This window comes from Mycobacterium sp. NGS48 (assembly GCF_059812585.1).
The window spans coordinates 41,114-56,432 of record NZ_JCALCY010000014.1 but is presented as its reverse complement, the minus strand read 5'-3'; the positions used below and the strand labels follow the sequence as shown (position 1 = coordinate 56,432).

9 protein-coding genes are annotated in these 15,319 nt (G+C 65.4%); 3 read left to right on the top strand and 6 right to left on the bottom strand.

What is annotated here, in order from left to right; all coding sequences use genetic code 11:
* Positions 1–8: 8 nt before the first annotated feature.
* From AC5Y42_RS19545 to AC5Y42_RS19535, 3 genes are all read right to left on the bottom strand, one after another.
* Positions 9–662 (bottom strand): TetR/AcrR family transcriptional regulator, encoded by a 654-nt coding sequence (locus tag AC5Y42_RS19545; protein WP_499900223.1) that lies wholly within the window; start codon positions 660–662, stop codon positions 9–11.
* A 109-nt stretch (positions 663–771) separates the two neighbouring features.
* Positions 772–1,458: a TetR/AcrR family transcriptional regulator gene (locus AC5Y42_RS19540; RefSeq protein WP_499900222.1), complete on the bottom strand. Its 687-nt coding sequence runs from the start codon at positions 1,456–1,458 to the stop codon at positions 772–774.
* Positions 1,459–1,526: 68 nt separating this feature from the next.
* The gene (locus tag AC5Y42_RS19535) at positions 1,527–2,399 is read right to left on the bottom strand and encodes an alpha/beta fold hydrolase (RefSeq protein WP_499900221.1); all 873 of its coding nucleotides are present in this window, start codon (positions 2,397–2,399) and stop codon (positions 1,527–1,529) included.
* Between the two features lie 234 nt (positions 2,400–2,633).
* Between AC5Y42_RS19535 and AC5Y42_RS19530 the strand changes: the two genes are divergently transcribed.
* A complete protein-coding gene (locus AC5Y42_RS19530; RefSeq protein WP_499900265.1) occupies positions 2,634–4,364 on the top strand; it encodes an MOSC domain-containing protein in 1,731 nt (576 codons plus the stop codon).
* Between the two features lie 70 nt (positions 4,365–4,434).
* Here the strand turns inward: AC5Y42_RS19530 and AC5Y42_RS19525 are convergent, their stop codons facing one another.
* Entirely contained in the window at positions 4,435–8,136 is a 3,702-nt protein-coding gene (locus AC5Y42_RS19525) for a multifunctional oxoglutarate decarboxylase/oxoglutarate dehydrogenase thiamine pyrophosphate-binding subunit/dihydrolipoyllysine-residue succinyltransferase subunit (RefSeq protein ID WP_499900220.1), read from the bottom strand.
* A gap of 186 nt (positions 8,137–8,322) precedes the next feature.
* The gene (locus AC5Y42_RS19520) at positions 8,323–9,078 is read right to left on the bottom strand and encodes a hypothetical protein (protein WP_499900219.1); all 756 of its coding nucleotides are present in this window, start codon (positions 9,076–9,078) and stop codon (positions 8,323–8,325) included.
* Positions 9,079–9,259: 181 nt separating this feature from the next.
* Here AC5Y42_RS19520 and AC5Y42_RS19515 point away from each other — a divergent pair, with 181 nt between their 5' ends.
* Positions 9,260–9,865, top strand: a complete 606-nt coding sequence (locus AC5Y42_RS19515) for a PadR family transcriptional regulator (protein ID WP_499900218.1) — start codon at positions 9,260–9,262, stop codon at positions 9,863–9,865.
* Entirely contained in the window at positions 9,862–11,853 is a 1,992-nt protein-coding gene (locus tag AC5Y42_RS19510) for an MFS transporter (protein WP_499900217.1), read from the top strand. Before AC5Y42_RS19515 ends, AC5Y42_RS19510 begins: the two co-directional genes overlap by 4 nt.
* On the opposite strand, the gene AC5Y42_RS19505 is transcribed toward AC5Y42_RS19510, so the two are convergent.
* A complete protein-coding gene (locus AC5Y42_RS19505; protein ID WP_499900216.1) occupies positions 11,850–15,266 on the bottom strand; it encodes a TM0106 family RecB-like putative nuclease in 3,417 nt (1,138 codons plus the stop codon). The genes AC5Y42_RS19510 and AC5Y42_RS19505 overlap by 4 nt on opposite strands.
* Between the last annotated feature and the right edge of the window lie 53 nt (positions 15,267–15,319).

Sequence of the window (15,319 nt, the reverse complement as noted above, 5' to 3'; positions counted from 1 at the left end):
CGCGAAAGTCAGGGTTCGGATGCTCGCGGCGCTGCCGCCGCCAATCGGCCCGGCGCGAAAGAGCGCACGTAGTCGACGGCGGCATTGACTGCGGCGCGCAGCGGCTCTGCACTGCCGGTGGTGTAGGTCAGCATCGCCCCACCCTGGTGCGCGGCCACCAGTGCGACGGCGAGATGTCGGGGGTCGGCGTCGGGGCGCAGGTCGCCCCGGCGGCGCATCGCCGTGAGCCCAGCGCAAAACAGCGCGATCCATTGCTCGTAGCCGGTGGCGATGTCGTGGTGGACATCCTCGTCGGCTTCGATCAGCTCACCGGCCAGCGAACCATAAACACATCCGCCCCGCCGGTACACGGTGTCGGCGTCGGCCACGCAGGTGTCAGCCCAGGCCTGCAGCGCTGCAAGGCTGTCCAGCGGAGCCAGGAGGGGAGCGGTATGAAACGCCACGACATCATTGCGGCGGGCCGCAACGACCTGGCGGGTCAGATCACGCTTGTTCCTGAAGTAATGCGCGACCTGGGAGCCGCTCACGTCGGCGGCGCTGCGGACCTGATCGATACTGGTGCCCGCGATACCGCCTTCGAACATGAGCTTGGCGGCGGCGTCGACAATGCGGGCTCGAGTTGCCTGTCCCTTGCGGGTCAATCGCGAGTCGTCGGACACCATGGGCACGCCTTTGGCACGCGTCAATCGGGAGTTGTCACTGGTCGCCGAGTTCTCGACTGTACCGCCCGTCAGCCGGACGTCGGGCTGCGACGCGCGACGGCATGGCGGCTCAGTGCCTTTCGCGTCGCGCGCGGGACCGGCGCGGTGGCCGGGCCGCCCGTTCCGTCGGATCGGTCGCGAACATCCGCAGATAGTTCACCGCGAATCGCACTGCGTGGGCGTGCGGCCAATCCTCGCGGTAAGTGAAGGTCAAGGTAGCGCCACCCTGGTGGGCGCTGACGATCACCAGCGCAAGTTGGCGCGCGTCGGCTTCGGCGACCAGAACGCCCTGATTCTTCAGCTGTTCGATCGCGTGCTCGAGCAACGTGACCCACTGCCGGTAGCCTGCCGCCAGCTCGTCGCGTATCGCGTCGTCGGACTTCGCGAGCTGGCCTGCAAGCGCATGGTAAGTCGGTGTCCCGGCGTAGCCGATGCGCCGTAAGTGGCGCATATTCAGGTCAATCCAGCGCTCGAAGTCGTGCAACGATGTCAGCCCGTGCAGCCGCGGTTGGCGGTGGAAGTCGAGCACCACGTTGATCTGGCGGGCGATGACTGCGCGCACCAACGCCTGCTTGTCGGCAAAATAATGGGCCAGCTGGGAGCCGCTGACCGACGCAGCCTTGCGTACGTTGTCCATAGTGAGCGTCGAGAACCCCGCGCTGATGATCAGTTCGGCCGCCGCGTTCACGATCCGGTCGCGGGTGGCGCGGCCTTTTGCGGTCAACCGTTCTCCGCCGGGCATCTCGGCGCTAACCATGTGCTCAGGCTAGCCGCTCCGACGCGGGACTATGGGATATCCAACCCACTTGTCGTCACCGGCCGGCGTCAGGCTGCGGGTAGGTGTTTGGCGAGAAACCTTCGGATCAATTCGGTGACCTGTTCCCGCGCGGACTCCAGCAGGAAATGGCCGCCGTCGAGAAGGTGGATCTCGGCGTCGGGTAGGTCGTCGGCGAAGGCTTCAGCGCCCGCTGGACCGAATATCTCGTCGCCGCGACCCCACACCGCCAGCAGTGGCACCCTGCTGGAGCGGAAGTATTCATGCAGCCGCGGATACAGCGGGGAATTGGTCGCGTAGTCGAGGAACAGTTTGAGTTGCACCTCGGCGTTGCCCGGCCGGGAGATCAATGCATAGTCGTGATACCAGGATTCCGGGTCGACCAGTGTCTCGTCGGGAACGCCGGTGACGTATTGCCACCGGGTGGCGTCGAGGGTGAGAAACTGTCGCACCGCCGCTTCGGTTTCGGGAGTCTGCGCACTGTGGTAGTCCCACACGGTTTTCCAGAAGCTCTCCACGAAGCCGGCGTCGTATCCGTTGCCGTTTTGACTGATGATCGCTGTGATCGCCGTCGGGTTATCAAGGGCCAGTCGCCACCCGATCGGAGCGCCATAGTCCTGCACGTACATCGCATACTGATCGATGCCTCGCGTGCGCAGCAAGCCGGCGGTCAACTCGGTCAGCGCATCGAAGGTGTAGTCGAAGTCCGCGACGCCCGGCGCGTCGGAGAGCCCGAAGCCCAGATGATCGGGCGCGATCACGTGATAGCGGTCGGCCAGTGTCGGTATCAGGTGACGGAACATGTAGGAGCTGGTAGGAAATCCGTGCAAGAGGACCAGCGCCGGGGCGTCGGCGTCGCCGGCCTCGCGGTAGAACAACCGGTGATCGCCGATGGCGGCGTAGCGATGATGAACGCTCGGCATGAGCGATCCTCCTGAGTCGATGTGGCGAAGCTATTGTTCTGGGTTGCGCATCCCAGTATGCACCATCCTCGGCGTTTCGCAATAGCCGCGCCAGTAACTGTTGACGCATTCGCCAGATCCCGCATATTCTGGGCGAGCCATCCCAATTTTGTCCCGAGGCTCGGAGGCGGTCCGATGGCGGCGCTCAAGGTCGACGATGCGCTTGCGCGTGCCCTGAATCCCGCGGGGCCAGCGGTGGCGCGGCTTGTGTCGGTCAATGTCGGCATGCCCAAAGACGTGCAATGGCGGGGCAAGACGGTGCACACCGGAATCTGGAAGGCACCCGTGGACGGCCCAGTCATGGTGCGCCGGCTCAACATCGACGGCGACGGTCAGGGCGATCTTGCCGGACATGGTGGCGAACAACGGGCGGTGCTGGTCTATCAACTTGAGTCGTACGACTATTGGAAGGCCCACCTGCGCCGCGACGACCTTCGGCCGGCCCACTTCGGCGAAAACTTCACTATCAGTGGGCTCAGTGACCGGGACGTCTGCATCGGCGACCGATACCGCATTGGCGAGGCTGAGTTTGAGGTCACCCAGCCACGCGTTACCTGCTTCCGGGTCGGCATGCGCCTCGGCGAACCTGACATGCCCAATCTGCTGGTGGCACATCACCGCCCCGGCTTCTACTTCCGGGTGATCACCGAAGGGCAGGTGCAGGCCGGCGACGCGATTGTGTTGACCCGGCGCGGCCCGCACGAACTCAGCATCGCCGACGTCGACGCGCTGTTGTATCTGCCCGACCGCGACATGGCCCAACTCCGCAAAGCCGTCGACGTGGCGGCACTCAGCCCGGGCTGGCAACAGTCGTTCCATGACATGCTCACGCAGAGTTCGGGTGTGCCGGCAATGTCGTCGATCGGCGTCGAACCTGGATGGACGGGTTTCCGGCCGTTGCGCGTCAGCGCAATCGACCACGAGACCGCCTCGGTGTTGTCGATTCGTTTTGAATCCGACGACGAGGCAGGGCTGCCGAGGCCACTTCCCGGGCAGTACCTCACGGTGCGGATCCCCGACGCGGGTGATCCACCGCCGATGCGCAGTTACTCACTATCTGGCGACCCTGCAGCAGGCGACTACCGCATCAGTGTCAAACGCGAAGACCACGGCCTGGTAAGTCGTTGGCTGCATGCCCATGTCAAAGTCGGTTCGATTGTCGAAGCGGCCGCCCCTCGCGGCGACTTCTGCCTCACCGACGCCAGCACTCCCGTCGTCTTGATCTCAGCCGGCATCGGCGCCACTCCGGTGCTGGCCATGCTGCACGCTCTGGCCGCGGCCAACAGCAACCGCTGCATCAGGTGGCTGCACACGACCCGCAACGCCGAGAGTCACGTTTTCGCAGCAGAAGTCACTGGTCTGATCACCTCGTTACCCGATGCGCGGCAATTCGTTTTCTACACAGCCGCCATGCAGGCCGACGACGGTGTCACCCTCGGTCATCTGGACCGGCAATCGATTGCCGCATTGAAGCTACCTACCGACGCGGCTGTGTACCTCTGTGGCCCAGAGACATTCATGGATGCCATGCGCGACGGGCTGACTGCCTGCGGATTCACTTCCGGGCAGATCCACACGGAACTGTTCGGCGCATTGGCTGCCATCAACCCCGGCGTCGTCGCCGCGCCGCAGAACACACGTCCGCATCCGCCGCCGGGCGCCCCGGGGACGGGCCCGGCCATCACCTTCGCGCGCAGCGGACTCACCGTGAACTGGTCAGCGAACTACGGCAGCATTCTGGATCTCGCTGAAACCTGCGACGTGCCAACACGATTCGCCTGTCGAAGCGGCGTCTGCCACACCTGCGTCACCGGGATCGTCGCGGGTACGCCGACCTATCTGCAACCGCCGCTGGAAGAGCCGCCGCACGGGACGGTGCTCATCTGCTGCGCTGCGCCGCGTGACGACCTCGTCCTCGACCTGTGAGCAACGCCGCGAACGTGCGCAAAATACGCGATTGGCTCGGCGTGTCGTGCGGGGACACGCACGCTCGGCGTCAGCTGAAGGCCAGGTCGATTATTTCCTGCTGCTCGACGGCGTGCACCTTCGACGAGCCCGACGACGGCGCCGACATCGCCCGGCGCGAAATCCGTTTGATCCCGGTCAACTTGTCCGGCAGCAACTCGGGTAACTCCAAACCGAACCGCGGCCAGGCACCTTGGTTGGCCGGCTCCTCTTGCACCCAGAAGAATTCCTTGACGTCGGAATAGCGGTCCAGGGTTTCGTTGAGCCGTCGTTTAGGCAGCGGCGCCAGCTGTTCGATCCGTACAATCGCGACGTCGTCGCGCTCGTCCTTGGCCTTGCGGGCTACCAATTCGTAGTAGATCTTCCCGCTGGTCAGCAGGATGCGCCTGACCTTGCTCCGATCACCGTCGCCGTCCTCGTACGTCGGCTCCTCGAGCACCGAACGGAACTTGATCTCGGTGAAGTCCTTGATGTCGCTGACCGCAGCCTTGTTGCGCAACATCGATTTCGGGGTGAAAACGATCAGCGGCCGCTGAATTCCGTCCAGCGCGTGCCGGCGCAATAGATGGAAGTAGTTCGCCGGGGTCGACGGCATTGCGATGGTCATCGACCCCTCCGCCCACAGTTGCAGGAAGCGTTCGATGCGGCCGGACGTGTGGTCGGGGCCCTGGCCCTCATGGCCGTGCGGCAGCAACAGCACCACGTTGGACAACTGCCCCCACTTGGCTTCACCGGAGCTGATGAACTCGTCGATGATCGACTGGGCGCCGTTGAGGAAGTCGCCGAACTGCGCCTCCCACATCACGACTGCGTCCGGGTTACCCACCGTGTAGCCGTATTCGAAACCGACTGCGGCGAATTCGGACAGCGGCGAGTCGTAGACCAGAAACCTGCCCCCGGTCGGGCTGCCGTCGAGATTAGTGGCCAGCAGCTGCAGCGGCGTGAACTCCGCGCCGGTCATCCGGTCGATGATCACCGAATGCCGTTGGGAGAACGTGCCGCGGCGGGTGTCCTGGCCCGACAATCGCACCAGCTTACCGTCGGCCACCAGCGATCCCAGCGCCAGCAGCTCGCCGAACGCCCAGTCGACCTTGCCTTCGTAGGCCATCTCCCGGCGCCTCTCCAGCACCGGCTTGACGCGCGGGTGCACGGTGAACCCCTCGGGAACATCCAGATGCGCATCGCCGATGCGGGCCAGCAGCGACTTGTCCACCGCGGTGGACAATCCCGCCGGAATCATCTGGTGAGATTCCACCGATTCGCTAGGTAGTGCGCCGTGCTTTTCCAGCTCGCGAACCTCGTTGAACACCCGCTCCAACTGGCCCTGGTAGTCGCGCAGGGCGTCCTCGGCTTCCTTCATCGAGATGTCGCCGCGGCCGATCAGCGCCTCGGTGTAGCTCTTGCGAGATCCGCGTTTGGCGTCGATCACGTCGTACATCGACGGGTTGGTCATCGACGGGTCGTCACCCTCGTTATGACCACGGCGGCGGTAGCACAGCATGTCGATGACGACGTCCTTGTGGAACTTCTGCCGGAAGTCGACCGCCAGCCGTGCCACCCACTCGCAGGCTTCGGGGTCGTCGCCGTTGACGTGGAAGATCGGTGCCCCAATCATTTTCGCGACGTCGGTGCAGTACTCGCTGGACTTGGAGTGCTCTGGCGAGGTGGTGAAGCCGATCTGGTTGTTGACGATGATGTGGATGGTGCCCCCGACCCGGTAACCGGGCAGCAGCGCCAGGTTCAACGTCTCGGCCACCACGCCTTGCCCGGCGAAGGCTGCGTCACCGTGCAGCATCATCGGCACCACCGAGAACCCGCTTTCGCTGGTGCCCTTGTCGAGCAGGTCCTGCTTGGCGCGCACCAGCCCCTCCAGCACCGGGTCGACGGCTTCGAGGTGCGACGGGTTGGCGGTCAGCGACACCTGAATGTCGTTGTCGCCGAACATCTGGATGTAGACGCCGGTCGCGCCGAGGTGGTACTTGACGTCGCCGGAACCGTGCGCCTGCGACGGGTTCAGGTTGCCTTCGAACTCGGTGAAGATCTGCGAGTACGGCTTGCCGACGATGTTGGCGAGCACGTTGAGTCGTCCGCGGTGCGGCATGCCGATGACGACCTCGTCGAGGCCGTGCTCGGCGCACTGGTCGATCACAGTATCCATCATCGGGATGACGGTCTCGGCACCCTCCAATGAGAACCGCTTCTGCCCAACGTATTTCGTCTGCAGGAAGGTCTCGAACGCCTCGGCGGCGTTGAGTTTGGACAGGATGTATTTCTGTTGGGCCACCGTCGGCTTGTCGTGCTTGACCTCGACCCGTTCCTGCAGCCACTGCTGTTGTTCGGGTTCGAGGATATGGGTGTACTCCACACCGACGTGACGACAGTAGGCGTCGCGCAGCACCGACAGCACGTCGCGCAGCTTCTTGTACTCCGCGCCGGAAAACCCGTTGACCTTGAACACCCGGTCGAGATCCCACAGTGTCAGCCCGTGCGTCAGCACGTCCAGGTCGGGGTGACTGCGGAACCGGGTGTTGTCCAGGCGCAGCGGATCGGTGTCGGCCATCAGGTGTCCGCGGTTGCGGTAGGCGGCGATCAATTCGATGACCCGCGCGGTCTTGTCGACGATCGAATCCGGATTGTCCGGGCGCCAGCGCACGGGCTCATACGGGATGGACAGTTCACGGAAGATCTCGTCCCAGAAGCCGTCCGAGAGCAGCATTTCGTGGATGGTGCGCAGGAAGTCGCCGGATTCCGCGCCCTGGATGATGCGGTGGTCGTAGGTCGAGGTCAGCGTGATCAGCTTCCCGATCCCGAGTTCGGCGATGCGTTCGGCGCTGGCGCCCTGAAACTCGGCCGGGTATTCCATTGCGCCGACACCGATGATCGCACCCTGCCCGGCCATCAGTCGCGGCACCGAGTGCACGGTGCCGATGGTGCCGGGATTGGTCAACGAAATCGTCACGCCGGCAAAATCTTCCGCGGTCAACTTGCCGTCGCGCGCGCGACGCACGATGTCTTCGTACGCGGTGACGAACTGCGCAAATCGCATACTCTCGCAGCGCTTGATGCCGGCCACCACCAACGAACGCTTACCGTCCTTGCCCTGCAAATCGATCGCCAGCCCGAGATTGGTGTGCGCCGGTGTCACCGCACTGGGTTTGCCGTCGACCTCGGCGAAGTGTCGATTGAGGTTGGGGAACTCTTTGATCGCCTGCACCACCGCATACCCGAGCAGGTGGGTGAACGAGATCTTGCCGCCGCGATTGCGTTTGAGTTGGTTGTTGATGACGGTTCGGTTGTCGATCAGCAGCTTGGCCGGGATTGCGCGCACGCTGGTCGCCGTCGGCACATCCAGCGACATGGACATGTTCTTGACGACTGCGGCGGCGGCGCCACGCAGCACTTGGACTTCATCACCCTCGCCCGGTGTCGGGCCGGCCGGCTTGGCCGGGGCGACCGGTGCGCTGGCGGCGCCGTTGCCCGGCGCTGCGGTGGTGGTGGTGGGTGGTGCGGACGGTTTGGGGCTCAATGCGGGTGCAGGCTCGGGAGCGGCTGGAGCTGAAGGGGCCGGTTGACCGTCACTCGTGGTCGGGGTGTCAATCGTCGGCTCGGGGTTGTAGTCGACCAAAAACTCATGCCAGCTCGGATCGACCGAGGAGGGGTCGTCCCGGAACTTGCGGTACATCTCCTCGACCAGCCATTCGTTCTGCCCGAATGGTGAACTTGTACTGCTCACGGCAGCTGCTCGCCTCGATTCCTCTGTCCGGCACGCGCGCCAAGCGACGCTGGCCACTCATTGCGCCGGGTGTACCGGCGCATCTGCCACCCGCGGCGGACCGACCGCTTCCGCCCCATAAAGGCTAACTCTTTGCCGACGATCTGCCAGGCGCGCCGAGGACAGCCGGCAATCGTGCATCGCCGGCTAGCCGGCTGCGTCGCGAACGGTCGGCAGCAGATGCAGCGTCACCGGCCACCGGGCGGGAGGTCCGCCGAACGCCTTGCGGGTATTGCGGACGATCTTCTTGCCGACCATCCGATTGCCGATCGCGCCGATGAGAGCACCGATACCGGCCGGCAGCAGTTTGCCGAACAGCAGAGCGCCGCGCCGGAGTGTGTAGCGCTTGACGGCGTACTTGAGCAGTCGCGAGTTCAGCTGCGACACCGCCGGCATCGGCAGCGACGCGACGCCGTCGGACAGCCAGGCTCCGCTGGTGCGGCCCGGGCCGATCAGCTCAGCGATGGCGTGCTTGCTGTCGTCGCCGACCAGCACAGCGAGCACCAGGGCGCGGCGCCGTTCCCGGTTTTCGGTGGGGATGCCGTGTACCGCGGCCGTCGCCAGCGCGAAGAATGCGGTGGCCTCGAGGAAAACCGCGGTTTCTCCGGCGGCGGCCGACAGCGCCGCCAGGGTGCCGATGCCCGGCAAGGCCGCTGCCGACCCGACCGCCGCACCGCTGGCCGTGACTGCAGCCAGGTAACGCTTCTCCAGCTTCGAGGCGATGGCGGCCGGGTTGGCCCCGGGGTTTGTGCGGCGCAGCCGTTCCACGTACGCCCTGGCCGCCGGCTCCTGTGCCCGCGCGGTGCGTTCGATGACGTGCGCCAAAGCGCGCACCGATGCTTTTGGCTTGTTGTTGCCAGCGGTCTGGGGAATCCCCGCTGACCCGGTCCGTCGGGCGCTCATAGTGCCTCCGAATCCAGTGCCGGCCTTCCCTCGGACCAATGTGCGGTCCGCATCGCTGCCGGACGAGATGGCGTCACCTCAGGTTAGCGCCGCTCCGGCCAAAGCCGGGGGAGGCATCAAGGTCGATTACTCCACCCGGAATAATCCGGGCCGACTACTTCGGGCGAACAGGACGCACGCAATGGCCTACCAACCGACCTCGTTGGGCGTCGCGGTGTTGGCGCTGCTTCAAGAGCGCCCGATGCACGGCTACGAGATGTTTCAGACCTTGGTCCAACGGCAGGCGGACCGCATCGTGAAACTCCGGCCGGGATCGCTGTATCACGTTGTCGACCGGTTGACTGAGGAGAAATTGACTCGCTGCGCCACCGCCGGGCGCGAGGGCAACCGGCCCGAGCGCGCCATCTATGAGATCACCGACGCCGGCGTGGAGATGCTCGGCGAGCGGGTGCGCAACATGGTGGCCACTCCGGTTGAGGAGTTTCCACAGTTCGTCGCCGCGCTTGCCGAGATCGATACGCTCGATCTGGAAGCCGCGGCGAACGCCGTCGACGACCGCGTCGGGGCGATGGAGGCCCGGGCCGCCGAAATCATGGCGCTCCGTGACGGCGGCGTCGCACCGGCCAGCGCCTACCAACTGGCGTTCGACTACCTGCTGGCGACAGTGGAAGCCGAGGTCGCTTGGCTACGAGGGCTTGCCGAGTCGCTGCGTTCCGGTCGGCTGCCGTGGTTGCAGTCGGTCCGAGCTGAAACGAGCATGGAAATCCGAGACGAGGTGGGAATATGACGGCGCCGAGCGGGGCGAGGGTCCGGGCGCGATCCGCGGGCGGCCCGTACCGCGGCGCTGCGACGGCGCCGCGCGCGAACACACCGAACCCCTGGAACGCGCTCTGGGCGATGATGGTGGGCTTCTTCATGATCCTGCTGGACTCGACGATCGTCGCGGTGGCCAATCCCAGCATCATGACAAAGCTGGAAACCGGATACGACACGGTGATCTGGGTGACCAGCGCCTACCTGCTGGCCTACGCGGTGCCGCTGCTGGTGGCAGGCCGACTCGGTGACCGGTTCGGCCCGAAGAACCTCTACTTGGCCGGTCTGGCCTTGTTCACCACTGCGTCGATGTTGTGTGGCCTGTCGGGAAGCATCGGCATGCTGATCGGCGCCCGGGTGGTTCAGGGAATCGGTGCCGCCGTGCTGACCCCGCAGACGATGTCGACGATCACCCGAATCTTCCCGCCCGAGCGTCGCGGGATGGCCATGAGCGTGTGGGGCGCCACCGCCGGCGTCGCCACCCTGGTCGGTCCGCTGGCCGGCGGCCTGCTGGTCGATGCGCTGGGCTGGGAGTGGATCTTCTTCGTCAATGTCCCGGTGGGCATCATCGGGCTGGGACTCGGAGTTTGGCTGATTCCGCAGCTGCCCATTCACACTCACCGATTCGATCTGGCCGGTGTCGCGCTGTCCGCGGTGGGCATGTTCCTCATCGTCTTCGCCCTGCAGGAGGGGCAGTCCGCGGGTTGGGCGCCCTGGATTTGGGCGGTGATCGTGGCAGGTATCGGGTTCATGGTGGCGTTCGTGTATTGGCAGTCGGTGAACACCCGCGAACCGCTGATCCCGCTGGACATCTTCCGCGATCGTGACTTCAGCCTGTCCAATCTCGGCGTAGCGGTCATCGGGTTCGCCTCGACGGCGATGGTGTTGCCGTTGATGTTCTATGCGCAAGCGGTTTGTGGATTGTCTCCGACCCGCTCGGCTCTGCTGACCGCGCCGATGGCGATCACCAGTGGCCTACTCGCTCCGATCGTCGGCAGGATCGTCGACCGGGCCCATCCGCGGTCGGTTGTCGGCTTCGGCTTCTCGGTGTTGGCGATCGCGCTGACCTTGCTCTCGATCGAGATGACGCCGGCCGCCCCGATTTGGCAACTGGTACTGGTGTTCATCGCGATGGGGTTTGGGATGGCGTTCGTGTGGCAACCGCTGGGCGCCACCGCGACACGAAACCTGCCGCCCAGCCTGGCCGGCGCGGGGTCTGGTGTCTACAACGCAACCCGTCAGGTCGGTGCGGTGCTCGGTAGCGCCAGCATTGCCGCGTTCATGACCTCACGGATCACCGCCGAGTTGCCGCCGATGCCGGGCGGTCTGCACCCAGAAGCGGCGGACGACGGGGCCCTGCAGTTGCCCGAGTTTTTGCGCGGTCCATTCGCGGCCGCGATGTCCCAGTCGATGTTGTTACCCGCCTTCATCGCGCTGTTCGGGGTGGCCGCTGCCATGTTCATGCTCGGCTTCGGCGCTTCGGCCCTTGGCAGCCGACGTGATTCTCGGCAAAGCGATGCCGCCGACGACGTTTCCGGCGATCGTTTCGCTGCTCGAGCCGGCCGGCTACGCGCGATGCCGAACATCTCAGACGATTTCGACGATTACGTGGAGTACTTGGTGCCGCGTGCTCCCAGTGCGCCGCGGCGACCGGCCCGACAGCCGGATGCTGACGAGAGCGACACGGCGCCGCTCAGAGCCGCCACCGGAGATCGCCGATATTCACTCGCCGACACCGCCGGTCCTATTGGATTCGCCCACAACGGCTTCCACGTCGACGACGAGCGGCGCCTGCGGTCGATCGCGCAGCTCTCATCGCCGCCGAATCACCGCCGCGACGTCGCCCGCCACCGATTCGTCGACGATGAACCCCCGCGGAACAAGCATTACCGGGCCGATCCCGACCGTGCCGATCCCGAAAGGCCGCCGGGATTTGGAAGGCATTCGTTCCGCGACGATTAGCTCGTCGGCGCGCCGGTAGATGTCAGCGCCAGGAACGCACCCAGATCCACCAGGCCGCCCGGAGTAGTCGGCAGGTAGTCGGTGAGCGTTTCAGACCGCACGATCACCGCCGCGTATTGCGCACGGCTGACTGCTACGTTCAACCGGTTCCGGTTGAGCAGGAATGGAACTCCGCGCGGAATATCCTCGATCGACGACGCCGTCATCGAGATGAAAACCACCGGCGCCTCCGCGCCCTGAAACTTGTCGACGGTTCCGACCTTGACGTCGCCGAGACGCGCGGCGCCCAAGTGCCGTCGCAGCAGCACCACTTGAGCGTTGTAGGGCGCCAGCACCAGCACATCCGTGGCTTGCAGCCGACGCGTGCCGTCCTCATCGGTCCACGACGAGCCGAGCAGTCGCGCGATCTCGGCGACGATAGCTTCGGCTTCCTGTGGGCTCTCGATCGAATTGTTCTCATGGCGGACCGCCACGACATGAATTCCGGGCGCATACCCGTCGAGGTGGCGTGCGGCGGTGCGCTCGGCATACGACTCCAGTCGGCCTTCGTACGACAGCCTCGAGACCGGCCCGCAGACCGCGGGATGCATTCGGTATGAGCGATCGAGGAAGTATCCGCGTTCGGCCGACAGCGTGCGCTGCCCGTCGACCAGCCAGCCCAACGCAGAGGCATCGACCGGTTCGGGATGAGTGCCTTGGCTGACCTGAGGCAGCTGCTGTGGATCACCAAGCAGCAGCAAGTTTTTGGCTGCTTGCGCCACCGCGATGGTGTTCGCCAAACAGAATTGGCCGGCCTCGTCGATCACCAGCAGGTCCAGGCTCGCCGGCGGGACACGATTGCGGTTGGCGAAGTCCCATGCCGTGCCACCGATCAGGCAGCCGGCGATGTTGTCGATGAATCCGGGATATTGGCTCTCGTCGATGTGCTGCCATTCCGGCTCGTTATGGCCGTGTCGTTTCTTGGCGACCCGCTGTGGGTCGATTCCCGCGGAGACCGCGCAGTCCAGCAGGTTTTCCACCACGGCGTGTGATTGTGCGACAACCCCGATGCGCCAACCGTGTTCGGCGACGAGGCCGGTAATGACCCGGGCGGCGGTATAGGTCTTGCCGGTACCGGGTGGCCCATGCACTGCGATGTATGACGCGTCCAGGTCCAGCACCGCTGTTGCGATATCTGCCGCCGCGTCAGTGCTGCGCGGCAGCGCGGCGCCACTGCGGGTTCGCGGCGCGCTACGCAACAGGATGTCGAAGACGGCGGTGCGGGGAAGTCCGGGTAATGCGGCGCCAAGGCCGGCGGCCGCGGATTCGATCGATTCCCGCAGATTCTTCGTCGGAATGGGCTGGCTCGGGGTAAGTGCGAACGGAAGCTGGTGAAACGTATCGCCGTTCTTAGGCGTTCGCTCGAAAATCGTCACTTCGGTGGGGACTGTGGGGTCGTCGGTCTCGATGACCGCCGCCTTGCCGGCGGCGCGGCGATCCGGATCTTCGGCCATGCCGGCCGGCGCCGGCGCCTCGTAGAGTGCGAACACCGACGTTTTGAGTTCGCCGCGCGCCAGTGCGCCGGTCAGCCGCACTCGCCGCTGCGGCTTGTGCGCGCGTGGCGGCGTATGCCAGTCGACCGCCACCGAACCGCCGTCGACGATGAAAACGTCGGAATCGTCCGCCCATTCGTCGACCGGGTAGTTCAAGCGGTCGAAGTGTGCCCACCAGAAGGGTTTGTCCTCGCGACGGTGGTAACCGCGGGCTGCGGCCATCAGGGCAACCGCGGTCTGCTCCGGACTGCGGTCGGCGGCGGCGGCATCGCCGGTGAACTCCGCCAGGGCCGTCGTCAGCGGATCGTGTGGTGCTATGTCTTCGCCGTCCGACACCGGTTGGGCGCCAACCGGTGTGATACCGGATTCGGATGCCCGCCTCAACAGCCAGTCGCGTAGCGCACGAGTTGAACGGCAGTCGTAGTGGTTGTAGTCCTCGATCTCCTTCAGCACGGTTGCCGCTTCGTCGGCGCGGCCCTGCGCCCGCAGGTCGCAGAATCGGGCGTACTGGGTGATCGAATCGGTGGCCGTGGTGACATCGCCGGAGCGCAGCTCGCGTCCCATGAACAGCGGCTCCAGCGCCTTGAGGCTGAAAGACTCGGCGCCTACCCGGATACTCTTGCGCACAAGGGGATACAAGTCGACGAGGGTTCCGCTGCGCAGCAGGTCGTCGGCGTCGTCCTCGCCGACGCCGTACCGTCCGGCCAGGCGCAGCAGCGCGGTCTTCTCGTACGACGCGTAATGGTAGATATGCATGTTGGGGTGACGCTTGCGGCGGTCGGTCACCATTGCGAGGAAATCCGCCAGCGCCTTCCGCTCATCGACCCGGTCGTGCGCCCACAGTGGGCAGAATGCGCCGTTGGCTTCCAGGACACCGAACAGATACTCCAGTCCCCATTCGGTCCCGTCTGCCGTCCAGAGCGGATCGCCCTCGAAGTCGAAGAACAGGTCGCCAGTGTCCGGTTCGGGCAGCAGCGCCAACGGCTTAGCATCGACGACTTCGTACTGCGGGATACCGGTATCGCGTTGCCGCACTTGGAGTTTAGCTTGCGCGGTCAGGTTGTCGAGCGTCCGCGTCGCCAAGTCCGGCACCGGTCCGGTGTGGTCGGCGAGGTCGGCCAGTGTGTCGATGCCGGCGTCGAGCAGCTTGGCCCGCTGGCTGACGCGCAGCCCGGCGACCAACAGCAAATCATCGGCGGCGCGGACTTGCTCGGTGCACTCCGGGCAGCGGAAACATGCCCGTACCCGGTCGTCGTCCCAGCGCACCGGCCCGTCGGCGGCGTAGTGCTCGTCGAGCAACCGCTGCACCGACACACGCTGAGCGTGGTAGACGGGGATCAGTTCGTCGACGCGGTAGCGCAGCACAGTGTCATCGCCGAGGATCAATTCGGCTTCCGGCGCCACCGGAACACCCGAGCGGGCCAGCGTGTCGGCATAGGCGGCCAGTTGCAGCAGCGCGGTGACTTTGGCCGAGCGGGCCAGCTTGGTGTCGGCGACCCGGTACCGTTCGCCGTCACGCACCAGGAAGTCGGCGAACCCGACGAAACGCCCGTCGAACATCGCCGCCTGATACACCACCGGTGCGCCGTCGACGATGGCACGTTTGGTGGCCTCGGCCGCGGCGGTCAGCCCGGCGGCGGTGTATGCCGGACGGCCGATGACGGCGACCCCGGCGCCGAATTGGCTACGAAACCGCTCGAGTCGGCGTCGTTCGTGCGCGTCGCCGAGGCGGGCGGTGCGTGCCAGCATTTCGTCCTCGACGGCCAGTTTGGGACCGCGGCCGAGCTTTGCGTCGAAGTTGCGCAGCAGCGCGTATTCGCATTGTGAGGCCGCAGCAAGGTCCGACGCGCTGTAGATGACATCCCCGCCGGTAACGAACACAGCAGCAACTGTAGGTGAGGCCACCGACAGAATCGGGCCGTCAACTCGCCCCG